The sequence below is a fragment of the Rhizobium sp. NRK18 genome (assembly GCF_024385575.1).
Classification (GTDB): domain Bacteria; phylum Pseudomonadota; class Alphaproteobacteria; order Rhizobiales; family Rhizobiaceae; genus JANFMV01.
This window is the reverse complement of record NZ_JANFMV010000001.1, coordinates 3,666,413-3,681,685: the sequence shown is the minus strand read 5'-3', so window position 1 is coordinate 3,681,685 and position 15,273 is coordinate 3,666,413. Positions and strand designations below refer to the sequence as shown.

Annotated in this window: 17 protein-coding genes; 11 read left to right on the top strand and 6 right to left on the bottom strand. The window is 62.1% G+C overall.

All coding sequences use genetic code 11. The annotated features are described in order from the left end of the window. Positions 1 to 43: 43 nt before the first annotated feature. A complete protein-coding gene (gene lepA / locus NN662_RS17495; RefSeq protein WP_261931496.1) occupies positions 44 to 1,870 on the bottom strand; it encodes a translation elongation factor 4 in 1,827 nt (608 codons plus the stop codon). 209 nt (positions 1,871 to 2,079) lie between these two features. On the opposite strand from lepA, the gene NN662_RS17490 reads away from it, so the two are divergent. The 4 genes from NN662_RS17490 (at position 2,080) to NN662_RS17475 (ending at position 4,735) form a co-directional block, all read left to right on the top strand. Beyond that, positions 2,080 to 2,457, top strand: a complete 378-nt coding sequence (locus NN662_RS17490; RefSeq protein WP_261931495.1) for a hypothetical protein — start codon at positions 2,080 to 2,082, stop codon at positions 2,455 to 2,457. A gap of 53 nt (positions 2,458 to 2,510) precedes the next feature. After that, positions 2,511 to 3,089 carry a helix-turn-helix domain-containing protein gene (locus NN662_RS17485; RefSeq protein ID WP_261931494.1) on the top strand — a complete coding sequence of 193 codons (579 nt, stop codon included), beginning with the start codon at positions 2,511 to 2,513 and terminating at the stop codon, positions 3,087 to 3,089. A gap of 5 nt (positions 3,090 to 3,094) precedes the next feature. Next, the gene (locus NN662_RS17480; RefSeq protein ID WP_261932014.1) at positions 3,095 to 3,616 is read left to right on the top strand and encodes a GNAT family N-acetyltransferase; all 522 of its coding nucleotides are present in this window, start codon (positions 3,095 to 3,097) and stop codon (positions 3,614 to 3,616) included. Between the two features lie 93 nt (positions 3,617 to 3,709). Next, the gene (locus tag NN662_RS17475) at positions 3,710 to 4,735 is read left to right on the top strand and encodes a histone deacetylase family protein (protein ID WP_261931493.1); all 1,026 of its coding nucleotides are present in this window, start codon (positions 3,710 to 3,712) and stop codon (positions 4,733 to 4,735) included. Here NN662_RS17475 and NN662_RS17470 read toward each other — a convergent pair. Continuing rightward, positions 4,732 to 5,199, bottom strand: a complete 468-nt coding sequence (locus NN662_RS17470) for a group III truncated hemoglobin (protein WP_261931492.1) — start codon at positions 5,197 to 5,199, stop codon at positions 4,732 to 4,734. The genes NN662_RS17475 and NN662_RS17470 overlap by 4 nt on opposite strands. A 77-nt stretch (positions 5,200 to 5,276) precedes the next feature. Next, entirely contained in the window at positions 5,277 to 6,383 is a 1,107-nt protein-coding gene (locus tag NN662_RS17465) for a TRAP transporter substrate-binding protein (RefSeq protein WP_261931491.1), read from the bottom strand. 301 nt (positions 6,384 to 6,684) lie between these two features. On the opposite strand from NN662_RS17465, the gene mbfA reads away from it, so the two are divergent. Further along, positions 6,685 to 7,668: an iron exporter MbfA gene (gene mbfA / locus NN662_RS17460; RefSeq protein ID WP_261931490.1), complete on the top strand. Its 984-nt coding sequence runs from the start codon at positions 6,685 to 6,687 to the stop codon at positions 7,666 to 7,668. A gap of 86 nt (positions 7,669 to 7,754) precedes the next feature. Here the strand turns inward: mbfA and NN662_RS17455 are convergent, their stop codons facing one another. Further along, positions 7,755 to 8,366: a transglutaminase-like cysteine peptidase gene (locus NN662_RS17455; RefSeq protein WP_410010945.1), complete on the bottom strand. Its 612-nt coding sequence runs from the start codon at positions 8,364 to 8,366 to the stop codon at positions 7,755 to 7,757. A gap of 112 nt (positions 8,367 to 8,478) precedes the next feature. Then, positions 8,479 to 9,255 carry an alpha/beta hydrolase gene (locus NN662_RS17450; RefSeq protein WP_261931489.1) on the bottom strand — a complete coding sequence of 259 codons (777 nt, stop codon included), beginning with the start codon at positions 9,253 to 9,255 and terminating at the stop codon, positions 8,479 to 8,481. A gap of 211 nt (positions 9,256 to 9,466) precedes the next feature. Here NN662_RS17450 and infC point away from each other — a divergent pair, with 211 nt between their 5' ends. The 6 genes from infC (at position 9,467) to pheT (ending at position 14,837) form a co-directional block, all read left to right on the top strand. Beyond that, the gene (gene infC / locus NN662_RS17445) at positions 9,467 to 10,003 is read left to right on the top strand and encodes a translation initiation factor IF-3 (protein ID WP_261932012.1); all 537 of its coding nucleotides are present in this window, start codon (positions 9,467 to 9,469) and stop codon (positions 10,001 to 10,003) included. Between the two features lie 218 nt (positions 10,004 to 10,221). Beyond that, positions 10,222 to 10,425, top strand: coding sequence for a 50S ribosomal protein L35 (gene rpmI, locus NN662_RS17440; protein ID WP_261931488.1), 204 nt, complete (start codon positions 10,222 to 10,224; stop codon positions 10,423 to 10,425). Positions 10,426 to 10,462: 37 nt separating this feature from the next. Next, positions 10,463 to 10,867 (top strand): 50S ribosomal protein L20, encoded by a 405-nt coding sequence (rplT, locus tag NN662_RS17435; RefSeq protein ID WP_261931487.1) that lies wholly within the window; start codon positions 10,463 to 10,465, stop codon positions 10,865 to 10,867. 141 nt (positions 10,868 to 11,008) lie between these two features. Then, on the top strand, positions 11,009 to 12,091 hold the full coding sequence (pheS, locus tag NN662_RS17430) for a phenylalanine--tRNA ligase subunit alpha (RefSeq protein WP_261931486.1): 1,083 nt from the start codon (positions 11,009 to 11,011) through the stop codon (positions 12,089 to 12,091). After that, complete coding sequence (locus NN662_RS17425; protein WP_261931485.1) at positions 12,088 to 12,411, top strand: DUF2442 domain-containing protein; 324 nt, start codon at positions 12,088 to 12,090, stop codon at positions 12,409 to 12,411. Before pheS ends, NN662_RS17425 begins: the two co-directional genes overlap by 4 nt. After that, positions 12,408 to 14,837, top strand: coding sequence for a phenylalanine--tRNA ligase subunit beta (pheT, locus tag NN662_RS17420; protein ID WP_261931484.1), 2,430 nt, complete (start codon positions 12,408 to 12,410; stop codon positions 14,835 to 14,837). The genes NN662_RS17425 and pheT overlap by 4 nt, the downstream gene beginning before the upstream one ends. A 52-nt stretch (positions 14,838 to 14,889) precedes the next feature. Here the strand turns inward: pheT and NN662_RS17415 are convergent, their stop codons facing one another. Then, the gene (locus NN662_RS17415; protein WP_261931483.1) at positions 14,890 to 15,249 is read right to left on the bottom strand and encodes a nuclear transport factor 2 family protein; all 360 of its coding nucleotides are present in this window, start codon (positions 15,247 to 15,249) and stop codon (positions 14,890 to 14,892) included. Positions 15,250 to 15,273 lie beyond the last annotated feature (24 nt).

The following is a 15,273-nucleotide window of genomic DNA, read 5'->3' as shown; positions in this document are numbered from 1 at the left end:
GCGCATAAGATACGCGCATATCTGTCATGCGGCAATGCTCACCTTACTCGTCGCTCATCTTCAGCGCTGCGATGAACGCTTCCTGCGGGATTTCCACCTTGCCGAACTGGCGCATGCGCTTCTTGCCGGCCTTCTGCTTTTCCAGAAGCTTGCGCTTGCGGGTGGCGTCGCCGCCGTAGCACTTCGCCGTCACGTCCTTGCGCAGCGCCGAGATCGTCTCGCGGGCAATGACGTTGCCGCCGATGGCAGCTTGGATCGGGATCTTGAACATGTGCTTCGGGATCAGCTCCTTGAGCTTCTCGCACATGTCGCGGCCGCGCTTTTCGGCGGCCATGCGGTGCACCAGCATGGACAGCGCGTCGACCGGCTCGCCGTTGACGAGGATCGACATCTTCACGAGGTTGCCGGCCCGGTAGCCGTCGAGGTGATAGTCGAAGGAGGCATAGCCCTTCGAGATAGACTTCAGTCGGTCGTAGAAGTCGAACACCACTTCGTTGAGCGGCAGTTCATAGGTCAGCATCGCCCGGCTGCCGACATAGGTCAGGTCCGTCTGGATGCCGCGCCGGTCCTGGCAGAGCTTCAGGATGCCGCCGAGATAATCGTCCGGCGTCAGGATCGTTGCCTTGATCCACGGTTCGCGGATTTCCGAAATCCGGACCACGTCCGGCATGTCGGCCGGGTTGTGCAATTCGCGCTGGGAGCCGTCCGTCATCGTCAGTTCATAGACAACGGACGGGGCGGTGGCGATCAGGTCGAGATCGAATTCGCGCTCCAGGCGTTCCTGGATGATTTCCAGATGCAGGAGGCCGAGGAAGCCGCAGCGGAAGCCGAAGCCGAGCGCTGCCGAGCTTTCCATCTCGAAGGAGAAAGAGGCGTCGTTCAGCCGGAGCTTGCCGACGGCGGCGCGCAGGTCCTCGAAATCATTGGCATCGACCGGGAACAGGCCGCAGAAGACGACCGGCTGGGCTGGCTTGAAGCCCGGCAGCATCTTGGCGGTCGGGCGCTTGTCCTCGGTGATGGTATCGCCGACGCGGGTGTCGGCCACTTCCTTGATCGAGCCGGTAAAGACGCCGATCTCGCCGGGGCCGAGGCTTTCCACGGTCAGCATCTTCGGCGTCAGCACGCCGACGCGCTCCACCTGGTACTTGGCGTCCGTCCCCATCATGCGGATGGTCTGGCCGCGCTTCAGCTCGCCGTCGAGCACGCGCACGAGAACCATGACGCCGAGATAGGTGTCGTACCAGCTGTCGACCAGCAGCGCCTTGAGCGGCGCATTGACGCCGCCTTCGCTCTTGGGGGCCGGCAGCTTGTTGACGATGGCTTCCAGCACGTCGGGAATGCCGAGGCCGGTCTTGGCAGAGATCAGCACCGCCTCGGAGGCATCGATGCCGATCACTTCCTCGATCTGTTCCTTGATCCGGTCGGGCTCGGCGGCCGGGAGGTCGATCTTGTTCAGGACCGTCACCAGCTCGTGGTTGTTGTCGATCGCCTGATAGACATTGGCGAGGGTCTGCGCTTCCACGCCCTGTGATGCATCGACCACCAGCAGCGAGCCTTCGCAGGCCGAAAGCGAGCGGGAGACCTCATAGGCGAAGTCGACATGGCCGGGCGTGTCGATCAGGTTCAGCACGTAAGTTTCGCCATCCTTGGCGATATAGTGCAGCCGCACCGTCTGCGCCTTGATGGTGATGCCGCGCTCGCGCTCGATCTCCATGTTGTCGAGCACCTGCTCAGACATTTCGCGTTCGGCAAGGCCGCCGCAGGTCTGGATCAGACGGTCGGCCAGCGTCGATTTCCCATGGTCGATGTGGGCGACGATGGAAAAGTTGCGAATATGGTTAAGCGGTATACGGTTCGGATCTGTGCTCATGGTCGCGCATATAGCAGCGGCTTCGACCCCGGAAAAGCGGCAATTTAGCGGGATGCGCAGAAATTCGGGCGATTTCGACCCGCTCCGAACGGTCTTCGGCTGGGTCATGGCCGTTAACGATACCCGCATCGATGCCGATGGCTGACGGATCGTGCTGCGTGGTAATTTCAGGCGCGTCCTCCTTGAGAGGCGGTTATGGGGCTATAGACATGACCTATCCGAACCAGCTTGCGCTTCGCATCCTGACAGCCGGGACTCTGCTTCTGGGAGCAACCGGCGTTTCCACCGCAGCCGACATGAGCTTCGCCGTCACCAACAACCACTCGACCGCCGCCGAGGCCGCCTTCTACGGCGAGGACTCAGGAACGGTCTGGCCGGGCGCGGATACAACCTATTCCTTCATCAAGGGCGAGACGAAGACGGTGACCTTCTCCTGCCAGGAGGGCGAGCGCATCTGTTACGGCGCCTGGGCGACCGGCGACACGACGACCTATTGGGGCGTCGGCCAGGGCAATCAGCACGGCTGTCCCTATTGCTGCTACACCTGCTCCGGCGGCCAGACCGAGACCTTCAATCTTGTACAGTAGGATCCGCTGAAAGCGCTGTTGACTCCATTATATGAGAAATGCATTCTCGGATAATGGAACCTGCGACGGACGGATTCGACCTGACGATCGGCGAGCGTCTCAAGGCGTTGCGCCTTGACGCCGGCATGACGCTGGACGCACTGGCAGCCGAGTCCGGCGTCAGCCGGGCGATGATCTCGCGCATAGAGCGGGCGGAAGCGAGCCCGACGGCCGTGCTGCTGGCGAGACTTTGCACCGCCATGGGACTTTCGCTCTCCTCGTTTTTCGAAGGCGCAGAGGAGGCCGCCGACCCGTTGTCGCGGCGCGAGGCCCAGAAGGTCTGGACCGATCCCGAGACGGGATATCTCCGGCGCTCCGTTTCTCCGCCCGGCCTCGGCGCGCGCGTCGATATCGTCGAAGTGGAATTCCCGCCAGGAGCACGCATTTTCTATCCGCCACAGACAGCGGCGCAGAGCCAGAACCAGCATGTCTGGCTGTTCGAGGGGGAGATGGAGCTGACCGTCGGAGAGACGGTCCACCGCCTCGCCCCCGGCGACTGCCTGCACATGAACATCGGCCAGGGACATGCCTTTCTCAATCCGGGAAAGGCGACGGCGCGCTATGCGGTCGTCATAGACAGGGGACTGAAATGACGACGATCGCCAGCGTGCGGCTTCTCGACCGGCAACAGGCGCTGGATGCACTTCCAGCGCTGACAGACATTCTGGTCGATTGCGTCGAGGGCGGTGCCTCGGTCGGATTCATGGCGCCCCTGTCGAAGGCGGAAGCGCACAGCTACTGGGAGGGCATGGCCGAGGCGGTCGGGCGGGACGAGATCCTGCTGTTTGCGGCCGAGCTTGACGGACGGATAGTCGGGACGGTGCAGGTCGGCTTTGCCATGAAGCCCAACCAGCCCCACCGCGGCGACCTGATGAAGCTGCTCGTTCACAGTGCGGCAAGAGGCAGGGGGCTTTCCCGGCTGCTGATGGAGGCGGCCGAGCGCGAATCGGCGGCACGCGGCCGCTGGCTTCTGGTGCTCGACACGGCGACAGGCTCGCCGGCGGAGGCAATCTATGCCCGCTTCGGCTGGCAGATGAGCGGCGTCATTCCGGACTACGCGCTCTATCCGGACGGCAGCTATTGCTCGACGACGATTTTTTACAAGCGCCTCGCCGCCTGACCTCTCGTTGCTTGCCTTGTTGCGAGGTGGGCAAGGGGTTGGGTACGCGTTCAATTCGCGCTACGACTTCGACAACGATAACGGAGTGCCCGGATGCGCGTATTTTATTCGGAAGACCACAAGCTGCGCGACGCGAAGACCGAGCTCCATGGCGGTCAACTGGTCAAGCCGTTCGAGGGACCGTTCCGCGCCGAGTGGATACTCGCAGCCGTCAGAGAAGAGGGCTTCACCGACGTCGTGGCTCCCGAACATCACGGGCTCGAAACCGCGCTCAAGGTGCATGACGCCGGCTATCTGGATTTCCTGAAGACCGCCTGGGACCGCTGGGTCGCCGCAGGCTATGAAGGCGAGGCGATCCCGACGGTGCTTCCCGTCCGCCGCGCCCGTCAGATCGTGCCGAAGGACATCGACGGCGCGCTCGGCTATTATGCCAATGCGATCGAGACCTCGATCACCAATGGCACCTACGAGGCAGCGCTTGCCGCGATGAACTGCGCGCTCTCGGGTGCCGACTGGCTGCAGGAGGGCAACCGCTCCTGCTTCTCGCTCTGCCGTCCGCCCGGCCACCATGCCGGCATAGATCTCTATGGCGGCTACTGCTTCATCAACAATGCGGCGGTCGCGGCACAGCGCCTTCTCGATCACGGCGCCCGGAAGGTTGCCGTCCTCGACGTCGATTTCCACCATGGCAACGGCACGCAGGATATTCTCTATGAACGCGGCGACATCTTCTTCGCCTCGCTGCACGGCGATCCGGCCGATGCCTTTCCGCACTTCTGGGGCTATGCGGATGAGACCGGGGCCGGCGCAGGAGAGGGGCTCAACGCCAACTATCCCCTGCCGCCAGGCACCGCATGGGAGGCATGGTCCGCGGCACTCGCCGATGCTCTGGCGCGCATCAAGGCGTTCGGCGCCGAGGCGATCGTCGTCTCGCTCGGTGTCGATACGTTCGAGAAGGACCCGATCTCCTTCTTCAAGCTGAAGACGCCGGATTACATCCGCATGGGCGAGAGGATCGCCGAAACCGGCCTGCCGGTGCTGGTGCTGATGGAGGGCGGCTACGGCGTCCCCGAAATCGGCCTCAACGTCGCCAATGTGCTGAAAGGGCTAGAAGCCTAGCTGGTCTTGCGGGCCGGATCGTCGAGCGCCGGATTGTAGAACAGCGCCAGCACCAGGCTTTTGGCGATCCGCTCGGCGGTCGCCATGAACCAGGCTTTGGCATCCGGTGAGACGCCGAGATCTTCAAGCGTTGCCGAAAAGAGCTGCAACCATTCCTTGAACAGTGGCTCTTCCATGTTCTCGACGGTCAGGTGCGCCTGCACCGGCTTGCCGCCATAGGCGCCGGTCTTGAAGGCGACCGCCGACCAGAAGCGCTTCATCTTCGCCAGATGATCCGGCCAGCGCCCGTCGAGACGGGCTGCGAAGACCGGTCCGAGCGTGGGATGCGCCTGGATGCGGGAATAGAAGGTTTCGACAAGATTATCGATGAAGGCATCGTCGACACCCATCGCCGCCATGTTGGCGCGGGCGCGGTCCTCGATATCCTTCAGGTGGGCGGCTCTCGCCGCAATCTCCGGGTTCATCCGGCAATCTCCGTCGGTTCCTGCCGCCGGGAAGGCGGTTCCGGCTTGAAATAGCCGGAACCGCACGCTGAGGCAAATCAGAGATTGCCGGCGCGCTGCTGCGTCATCATGTAGGTGTCGAAGGAGTACTCAGCCACCTGTTCCCAGAGATAGCCGTCACGCTTGAAGGCCTGCTGGCTGTCGTAGATCTTCTTGAACTCCGGCGACTTCTGCGACAGGTCGGCAAACAGTTCCTGCGACGCCTTGTAGGCGGCATCCATGATCTCGCGGCTGAACGGCTTCAGCTGCGCACCCTGGGCGACCAGCTGCTTCAGCGCCGTGGCGTTGCGCGCATCGTACTTCGCCAGCATCGATTGGTTGGCGCGCGCGCAAGCGTCGGTCAGCATGCGCTGGTAGCTCTTCGGCAGCGCCTTGAACTTTTCCAGGTTGAAGAATGCGTGCACGGCCGGGCCGCCTTCCCACCATGCCGGATAGTAGTAGTACTTGGCGACCTTGTAGAAGCCGAGCTTCAGGTCGTCATAGGGACCGACGAACTCGGTCGCGTCGATCGAGCCCTTCTCCAGTGCGGAGTAGACGTCGCCGCCGGCGATCTGCTGCGGGGTGACGCCGATCTTTTCCATCACCTGGCCCGTCAGGCCGGCGATGCGCATCTTCAGGCCCTTCATATCTTCCAGCGTGTTGATTTCCTTGCGGAACCAGCCGCCCATCTGCGCGCCGGTGTTGCCGGCAGGCAGGGCATAGAGATTATAGGTCGACAGGAACTCGTTGATCATGTCGTTGCCGCCGGCTTCGTAGAACCACGAATTGGTCATCCGCGCGTTCATGCCGAAGGGAACGGCAGTGCCAAGCGCGAAAGCCGGGCTCTTGCCGATGTAATAGTAGCAGCAGGAATGGCCCATCTCGACCGTTCCGTCGCCGACGGCATCGGCCACCTGCAATGCCGGCACGATTTCGCCGGCCGCATAGGTTGCGATCTGGAAGTTGCCGTCGGAGGCCTCGTTGACGCTCTCTGCGATTTCCGTGCAGGCGTCGAAGAGAATGTCCAGGTTCTTGGGGAAGGAAGAGACCATCTTCCAGTTGATCTTGGGCGTTTCGGCGGCAAGTGCGGGTGCGGCAAGCGCGGTGGCCGCAGCGGCGCCAAGTCCGGCGGTGCCGGTCTTCTTGAAAAATGTACGACGATCCATGGTATTTCCTCAAAAAATGACTGTCTTGGCGCAACGTCCTCCCCCGTGCGCGCGCAAGCTGTAGGACCGTATCCGGACACGTCGCAAGACCGGAATCGGTCGAATTAGTACGCTCTGCTTATTAAAAGTGCAGTGTTTCTGCGCTTGAATGCAATCCTGGAAGTGGGGACTTCCTTTGTCCTCGCACGACGTCTGACGTTTCGGACTATTTCGTGCCGATGCAGCGTTCTATCGCACTGCGGGTGTTGACGGTCCGTGGATCGAGGATTAAATTTAGAATTATTCTAAATTGAGGTTGTCAATGTTACGGCTGTTTTTCCCGTCCAAGCGTGCCTTCGAATCCCTGAGCGAAGAGGAGGTCCTGGGCCTGGCCATCTCGTCCGAGGAAGACGACGCGCGCATCTACCGCGCCTATGCCGCGATGCTGAAGGATCGTGCGCCGCAGTCCGCCAAGGTGTTTCAGGATATGGCGGAGGTGGAAGTCACCCACAAGAACATGCTGATCGACATGTTCCGCCGCCGCTTCGGCGAGGAGATTCCGCTGATCCGCCGGGAACACGTCCGCGGCTTTCCGGAGCGCAAGCCCGACTGGCTGATGCAGACCATGTCGCTGGAAAAGATCCGCGACCAGGCCGAAGCCATGGAGGCGCAGGCCTATCGTTTCTACACCCAGGCCGCCAAGCGCACGTCGGACGCCTCGACCCGCCAGCTGCTGGATGAGCTGGCGCTCGCCGAGCAGGGGCACGAGGAAACCGCCCACATGCTGACCGAACGCCACCTTGGCGACGGTGCGCGCGAGGAAGAGGACCAGGCCGAGCACAAGCAGTTTGTGCTGACCTACGTGCAGCCGGGGCTGGCGGGCCTCATGGACGGCTCGGTTTCAACCCTGGCACCGATCTTCGCCGCCGCCTTTGCCACCGGCGACACCTGGCAGACCTTCCTCGTCGGCCTGTCTGCCTCCGTCGGCGCGGGCATCTCCATGGGCTTCACCGAAGCCGCACACGACGACGGTGTCATTTCCGGCCGCGGCTCGCCGATTAAGCGCGGCCTGGCTTCGGGCATCATGACGGCGCTCGGCGGCCTTGGTCACGCCCTGCCGTACCTCATTCCGCATTTCTGGACCGCGACCGCGATTGCCGCGGTGGTCGTCTTCGTCGAACTCTGGGCGATCGCCTTCATCCAGAACAAGTACATGGAGACACCGTTCCTGCGCGCCGCCTTCCAGGTCGTTCTCGGCGGCTCGCTCGTGCTTGCCGCCGGCGTCCTGATCGGCAATTCGGGATAAGCGTCGGGATCGAAACTCGATAGCCAGAAAACGAAGAAAGCGCCCGGTCGAAACCGGGCGCTTTTGCATTGCGGAATTCCTGAGGCTTACTTCAGCGCGCCGACCAGGATTTCGTCGGAGTTCTCGATCGTCACCCACCGGCCCGAATTGAAGGCTGCCTGGCGCTTCAGATAGGTGTAGGGCGTGTCCGTCCAGAGCTTCACCTGGTTGTCGAGATTGTCGAGGATGTAGTCGCCCTCGGAGGTCCGGAGCGTCAGCACCGCGTGGCCTTCGCCGTCCGGCTTGCGCACGACGGTGATCAGCAGGTCCTGCGCGTCGAAGCCCTTTTCCATCAGGAGCTTCTGCTTCAAGAGAACGAAGTCCTCGCAGTCGCCGGCGGTGGTCGGATAGGCCCAGACTTCCTCGCGGCCGTAGAGCTCCTCGTCCGTCATCGGCACGATCGTCGTATTGACGGTGGAGTTGATCTTGCGGATCACGTCCCAGCCATAGGCGGTGATCTTCGGCGCCGGCGCGAGCTTGCTGCGAATATTGCACTCGGCCTTGTAGATCTTGCAGAATTCGTAATGGCCGATCGGCTGGGAGGTGATGTTGCCGGTGATCATCGCGCGCAGCCTGTTCTGTGCCGGCATTGCGATGTTGGCGGAGGCCAGCATGGCCATGATGGCCACGAAAAGCACTGTCTTGCCTGATCCGGTCATGATCAACCCGTCCCCTAATTCTTAACAAAGAGTTAAGAACGTCGGGACGGGTCAAGTCAATCGTTATGGCTTCGTTAACCATGGCCGATTGGGCTTATGGTTAAAATTGGAGCTATTCTGCAACCATGCCCTCGACGGCCGCAAGCATGCGCTCGATGTCCTGCGGGCGCGACAGCCGGTGGTCGCCGTCGCGGATGAGCGTCATCACCACGTCGTCGGCCGGCAGATGGTTCAAAAGCTTGAGCGCGTGGCTGTAAGGCACGTCCGGATCCTGCATGCCCTGGAGGATATGCACCGGGCATCCCGTCTCGATGATCCCGTCGAGCACGCGGTTCTGCCGACCGTCCTCGATCAGCGCGCGGGTAAACACGTTCGGATCGGCGCTGTATTCGGACGGCTCCTCGAAATAGCCGCGTTCGGCAAGCGACGTCTTCTCCGCCTCCGTCAGGGCGGGCTCGATCAGCTCATAGGTGAAGTCCGGCGCCGGCGCGATCAGCACGAGGCCGGCAAGCCGCCCGGCGTCCCCACGCTTCTTCATCTCCTCGACGACGCGCAACGCGACCCAGCCGCCGAGAGAGGAGCCGACCAGGATGATCCTGTTCTTTATATAATGGTCGATGACGGCCAGCGCCTCTTCCAGCCAGAGCGAGATGGTGCCGTCGCGGTAGTCGCCGCTCGACTTGCCGTGACCCGAATAGTCGAACCGGACACAACCGATCCCGTTCTCTTCAGCGAAATGGTCCAGCTCGATCGCCTTGGTGCCGTCCATGTCGGAGCGGTAGCCGCCAAGCCAGACGAGCGTCGGCGCATCCGTCGCGTGGGTGGCCGGGCGTGCCGCAACCGCGATCCTGCGTTCGGGTGATGAGGTGGCAAGGGTCAGGAATTCCATGTCGATTTTATCCGCTCCGCTTTGCTTTTGAGGGCATGAGGGTTGAATTTTCCCCGTGTTAAACCAGATTCTGTCTCCTGCGGACAGGTGGTGATTTTTTCTTGAAGGCGTGCTATTGACTTCACCGGGGTAATCACGACATTGCCGCGAAAAGCGGAGCTATCCGCGTTTATTCGACCGTTATCTGCAATAGTTTGAGGAGAACACGACCATTCGCAGACCTTTCAAAGCCGGCGCACCGACCAGCGAGGGCCCTCGCGCCAATGGGGACATTCGCGTTCCCAAAATCCAGCTCATCAACGATGAAGGCCAGAATCTCGGCGTCGTTTCCACCGATGAAGCTCTGGCGCTTGCCGAACAGGCGGGTCTCGACCTCGTCGAAATCTCTCCGAACTCTGAACCGCCGGTCTGCAAGATCCTCGATCTGGGCAAGCTGAAGTATCAGAACCAGAAGAAGGCCGCCGAGCAGCGCAAGAAGCAGAAGGTCATCGAGATCAAGGAGATCAAGATGCGCCCGAACATCGACACCCATGACTACGAGGTGAAGATGAAGGCGATGAACCGCTTCTTCGAGGAAGGCGACAAGGTCAAGGTCACCTTGCGTTTCCGCGGTCGTGAAATGGCGCACCAGGAACTCGGCATGAAGCTCCTGATGCAGGTCAAGGACGACACGGCGGAAATCGCCAAGGTCGAGGCCGAGCCGAAGCTCGAAGGCCGTCAGATGATGATGGTTCTCGCTCCGCGCTGAGCTGCATTGAAGACCGATTTTGCTGGAAGCCGCTCGTCATCGGGCGGCTTTTTGCATTCCGGGAAACAAAGCGCGGGACCCGGGTTGCGCTTTCAAGGCCTTGCGGTTATAAGCGCGCGTTCCGAACGGTCCGGCAGGGCATGCCGAGGCCGTTCTTAATGCTGTCGGACCTGCCTCTTCAACGGGTCCGCGACCAATATGAAGAACGGAGTAGCAAAATGCCCAAGATGAAGACGAAATCGTCCGCCAAGAAGCGGTTCAAGATCACCGCGTCCGGCAAGGTCGTCGCGGCTGCCGCCGGCAAGCGCCACGGCATGATCAAGCGGTCCAACAAGTTCATCCGCGATGCTCGCGGCACGATGGTTCTCGCCGACGCTGACGGCAAGAAGGTCGTGAAGAACTACCTGCCCAACGGTCTCTGAGACTTTCGGCATTTTTGGATTTTAAGGAGATCATGACATGGCACGTGTAAAACGCGGCGTAACCGCTCACGCCAAGCACAAGAAGACCCTCAAGGCAGCCAAGGGCTATTACGGCCGCCGCAAGAATACCATCCGCACCGCCAAGGCTGCGGTTGATCGCGCCAAGCAGTACGCTTACCGCGACCGCAAGGTCAACAAGCGCAACTTCCGCGCTCTGTGGATCCAGCGTATCAACGCCGCTGTGCGCGAATTCGGCCTGACCTACGGCCGCTTCATCGACGGCCTGAACAAGGCTGGCATCGAAGTCGACCGCAAGGTTCTCTCCGACATGGCGATCCATGAGCCGGAAGCATTCGGTGCGCTCGTTGCTGCCTCCAAGAAGGCACTCGAGTACCTGAAGTCTGAAGGCACCACCAACGAGTTTGAACGCGCAGTCGGCTAAGACCAGCGCTTCCCAAGCTTGTAAGTGATTTGAGAATTGGGAAACCCGCGCTGGCAGGCCAGCGCGGGTTTTTCTGTTGTCAGGGTCCTGCTGGCGGATTAAGCAATGCGCCGGCAGACGATTAGGAAAGTTTTGAGAAACATGTCCGACCTGGAAATTTTGAAAACATCGCTGATGAGCGACATTGCCGCAGCCCTTGATGAAGGCTCGATCGAAGCGGTGCGTGTCTCCGCTCTCGGCAAGAAGGGCTCCATCTCCGAGCTTTTGAAGACGCTCGGCAAGATGTCGCCGGAAGAACGCAAGACCCGCGGCGCCGAGATCAATGCGATGCGCGACGAGGTCGCCGAGGCGATCGCCGCCCGCAAGTCCGAACTGAAGGCCGCCGCCATCGCCGAACGCCTGAAGGCCGAGACCGTCGACGTCTCGCTGCCCGTCCGCTCCTCTCCCGCCGAGCGCGGCCGCATCCATCCGATCAGCCAGATCGTCGACGAGATCACGGCGATCTTCGGCGACATGGGCTTCTCCATTGCGGAAGGCCCCGACGTCGAGACGGACTACTACAATTTCACTGCGCTGAACTTCCCGGAAGGCCATCCGGCGCGCGAGATGCACGACACCTTCTTCTTCGGCGCCGACGAAAAGGGCGAGCGCAAGGTGCTGCGCACCCACACGTCGCCTGTGCAGATCCGCACCATGGAGGCTGAGGAGCCGCCGATCCGCATCATCATTCCCGGCAAGACCTACCGCCAGGACAGTGATGCTACGCACTCGCCGATGTTCCACCAGGTCGAAGGTCTGGTGATCGACAAGAAGGCGAACGTCGCCAATCTGCGCTGGGTGCTGGAAGAGTTCTGCAAGGCCTTCTTCGAGGTCGACAGCGTCACCATGCGCTTCCGCCCGTCCTTCTTCCCCTTCACCGAGCCGTCCTTCGAAGTCGACATCCAGTGCGACCGTTCCGGCCCGATCGTGAAGTTCGGCGAAGGCACCGACTGGATGGAAATCCTCGGCTGCGGCATGGTGCATCCGAACGTCCTGAAGTTCGGCGGGCTCGACCCGGACGAGTATCAGGGCTTTGCCTGGGGCATGGGCCTCGATCGCATCGCCATGCTGAAATACGGCATGCCGGACCTGCGCGACTTCTTCAACGCCGACGCCCGCTGGATGACCCATTACGGCTTCCGTCCGCTGGACATGCCGACGCTGTTTGCAGGTCTGTCGTCGTGACGTCGGTGGCCCCCGACGATCATCGCCGGCAGCCCGTCGACGCCATGTGCGACGATAGCTACCTGCATGTGGAACTGGCCGACGGCCGTGTGATTTCCGTGCCGGTCGGCTGGGCGCCGGCTCTTGAAGCGGCGACGCCGACCGAACGCAACGCCATGGAGTTCATGTCGGCCAGCGTCTTCTGGCCGGAGCTTGGCGCGGAAATCGCGGTCTCCGACCTGCTCGCCGGCGAAGCCGCCGTCAAGGCCGCTGTCGCCCCGCAGTCCGAACTTGAAGCAGACGCATTGTTGAGATCCGTATCGGAAAGAATGGACCAATGAAATTCACACTCTCCTGGCTCAAGGAACACCTTGAAACCGAAGCAACGCTCGAAGAGATCTGCGCCCGCCTGACGATGATCGGGCTGGAGGTCGAGGATGTCGACGACCGGGCGGCCTTCAAGCCTTTCGTCATCGCCAAGGTGCTCTCGGCGGAAAAGCATCCGGAAGCCGATCGCCTGAAGGTGCTGTCGGTCGATGCCGGCGACGGCAAGCCCGTGCAGATCGTCTGCGGCGCGCCGAATGCACGCGCCGGCCTCGTCGGCGCGCTGGCGCGGCCGGGCGATTATGTGCCGGGCATCGACGTCACACTGTCGGTCGGCAAGATCCGCGGTGTCGAAAGCCACGGCATGATGTGCTCCGAAAAGGAGCTGATGATTTCCGACAATCACGACGGCATCATCGATCTGCCGGACACTGCGCCGGTCGGCACCTCCTACGCCGCCTATGCCGGCCTTGACGATCCGGTCATCGAGATCAACCTGACGCCGAACCGTCCGGACTGCACCGGCGTCTTCGGCATTGCCCGCGATCTGGCCGCTTCCGGCCTCGGCAAGCTTAAGACCCGCCCCGCGCCGTCCTTCGCCGTCGATGGCGAGACGCCGGTCAAGGTGACGCTCGATTTTTCCGCCGAAGACAAGCACCTCTGCCCGGGCTTCGCGCTGCGCCTGGTGCGCGGCGTCAAGAACGGCTCCAGCCCTGTCTGGATGCAGAAGCGGCTGAAGGCGATCGGTCTTCGTCCGATCAACGCGCTGGTCGACGTCACCAATTACATGACCTTCGACCAGGGCCGCCCGCTGCACGTCTTCGACGCCGCCAAGGTCGCCGGCAACCTCACGGTTCGCCGCGCCAAGGACGGCGAGAAGGTGCTGGCGCTCGACGAGCGCGAATACGAACTCAATCCGGCCAACGTCGTCATCGCCGATGACAACGGCATCGAGTCGATCGGCGGCATCATGGGCGGCGAGCATTCCGGCTGCGACGAGAATACCGTCGACGTGCTGATCGAATCGGCGCTCTGGGACCCGATGAACATCGCCAAGTCCGGCCGCGCTCATGGCATCATCACCGATGCCCGCTACCGCTTCGAACGCGGCGTCGATCCGGAATACATGGTTCCGGGCATCGAGCGCGCCACCGAGCTGGTGCTCGAGCTATGCGGCGGTACGCCGGCCAAGCTCGATGTCGTCGGCTATGACGGCTACAAGGGCAAGGTCATCGACTTCCCGTTTGCGGAAGTGAAGCGCCTGACCGGCATCGACGTCCATGCCGAGGAAAGCGTCAAGATCCTGACCTCGCTCGGCTTCGGCGTCACGTCGAAGGGTGAACGTGCGGATGTGACCGTTCCTTCCTGGCGTCCCGATGTCGAGGGCAAGGCCGATCTCGTGGAAGAGGTGCTGCGCATTCACGGCGTAGACCGGGTGTCCGGCGCGCCGCTCGAAAGCTTCGGTGCCGTCAACGGCAAGATCCTGACGACGCTGCAGATCCGCACCCGCACCGCCAAGCGGGCGCTTGCTTCGCGCGGCATGCTGGAAGCCGTTACCTGGTCGTTCATCTCCGAAGAACAGGCGAAGCTCTTCGGCGGCGGCTCGCCGAAGCTGAAGCTCGCCAACCCGATTGCCGCCGACATGTCGGACATGCGTCCGTCACTCCTGCCGGGTCTCATTGCCGCTGCCCAGCGCAATGCCGACAAGGGGTATGGCGACGTCGCGATCTTCGAGGTCTCCGGCACCTACGAAACCGACACGCCCGACGGCCAGCGCCGTGTTGCTGGCGGTGTGCGTCGTGGCACGGCCTCGCTTGCCGGCTCCGGCCGCATGTGGTCGAACGCGGCCAAGGGCGGCGGCAAGCCGGTCGACGTCTTCGACGCCAAGGCCGACGCGCTCGCCGTGCTGGAAGCCTGCGGCCTGCCCATGGGCAACATCCAGATCGAGCAGGGCGGACCGGAATGGTTCCACCCCGGTCGCTCCGGAACCATCAAGATGGGTCCGAAGGTTGTGCTCGGCTATTTCGGCGAGTTCCATCCGCTGACGCTCGAAGCCATGGACGCCACGGGCGCGCTTTGCGGCTTCGAAGTCTATGTCGACGCCATGCCGGAGCCGAAGAAGAAGGCGACCCGCACCAAGCCGGCGCTCGATCTTTCGCCCTTCCAGGCGGCCAAGCGTGACTTCGCTTTCGTGGTCGACAAGTCGGTCGAAGCCGGGGCCATCCTGCGCGCTGCAACGAGTGCCGATCGCAAGCTGATCACTGCCGTCAACGTCTTCGATATCTTTGAAGGCGCGTCGCTCGGCGAAGGCAAGAAGTCGATTGCCATCGAAGTGGCGATCCAGCCGACCGACCGTACGCTGACGGATGAAGATTTCGAGGCCCTGTCGGCCAAGATCGTCGCCAATGTCGAAAAGACGACCGGCGGCGTGTTGCGCGCCTGATCGCGAGCCGATTGATAGAACGGAAGACGGCCGGCGTTTCGCCGGCCGTTTTTCATGGATGAATGTAATAGACCTTGCTGACGATCTGCCAGTGCCCGTCGACCTTCAGCAGGGACAGAAGATCGGTGAAGCGCAGGCCGGCGAAGTCGTCGGTCACTTTGGCGCTGGCCGTGTCGCCGGCAACGTCGATCGAATGGATATCCATGAAGGGCTGGCTCGCCGGATCCGCCGACTCTTCGGCCAGCACCGCTTCGATGAAGGCGTCGCGCGTCAACCATTCCACCGCGCCCTGATAATTTCCGATGATCGAGGCCTGCGGATGAAACGCCTTCTTCAGCGCCCCCGCATTCCCGAAGGCCATCCCTTCCACATAGAGATGGACGGTGGTTTCAACGGCCTGCCTGTCACTCATCGCGTTCCTCCCGGTCCGAATGTG

What these genes read in the sequence shown, in the direction of transcription:
- lepA (WP_261931496.1), bottom strand. Translation starts at nt 1,870, where the DNA reads ATGAGCACAGATCCGAACCGTATACCGCTTAACCATATTCGCAACTTT.
- NN662_RS17490 (WP_261931495.1), top strand. Translation starts at nt 2,080, where the DNA reads ATGACCTATCCGAACCAGCTTGCGCTTCGCATCCTGACAGCCGGGACT.
- NN662_RS17485 (WP_261931494.1), top strand. Translation starts at nt 2,511, where the DNA reads ATGGAACCTGCGACGGACGGATTCGACCTGACGATCGGCGAGCGTCTC.
- NN662_RS17475 (WP_261931493.1), top strand. Translation starts at nt 3,710, where the DNA reads ATGCGCGTATTTTATTCGGAAGACCACAAGCTGCGCGACGCGAAGACC.
- NN662_RS17470 (WP_261931492.1), bottom strand. Translation starts at nt 5,199, where the DNA reads ATGAACCCGGAGATTGCGGCGAGAGCCGCCCACCTGAAGGATATCGAG.
- NN662_RS17465 (WP_261931491.1), bottom strand. Translation starts at nt 6,383, where the DNA reads ATGGATCGTCGTACATTTTTCAAGAAGACCGGCACCGCCGGACTTGGC.
- mbfA (WP_261931490.1), top strand. Translation starts at nt 6,685, where the DNA reads ATGTTACGGCTGTTTTTCCCGTCCAAGCGTGCCTTCGAATCCCTGAGC.
- NN662_RS17455 (WP_410010945.1), bottom strand. Translation starts at nt 8,366, where the DNA reads ATGACCGGATCAGGCAAGACAGTGCTTTTCGTGGCCATCATGGCCATG.
- NN662_RS17450 (WP_261931489.1), bottom strand. Translation starts at nt 9,255, where the DNA reads ATGGAATTCCTGACCCTTGCCACCTCATCACCCGAACGCAGGATCGCG.
- rpmI (WP_261931488.1), top strand. Translation starts at nt 10,222, where the DNA reads ATGCCCAAGATGAAGACGAAATCGTCCGCCAAGAAGCGGTTCAAGATC.
- rplT (WP_261931487.1), top strand. Translation starts at nt 10,463, where the DNA reads ATGGCACGTGTAAAACGCGGCGTAACCGCTCACGCCAAGCACAAGAAG.
- pheS (WP_261931486.1), top strand. Translation starts at nt 11,009, where the DNA reads ATGTCCGACCTGGAAATTTTGAAAACATCGCTGATGAGCGACATTGCC.
- pheT (WP_261931484.1), top strand. Translation starts at nt 12,408, where the DNA reads ATGAAATTCACACTCTCCTGGCTCAAGGAACACCTTGAAACCGAAGCA.
- NN662_RS17415 (WP_261931483.1), bottom strand. Translation starts at nt 15,249, where the DNA reads ATGAGTGACAGGCAGGCCGTTGAAACCACCGTCCATCTCTATGTGGAA.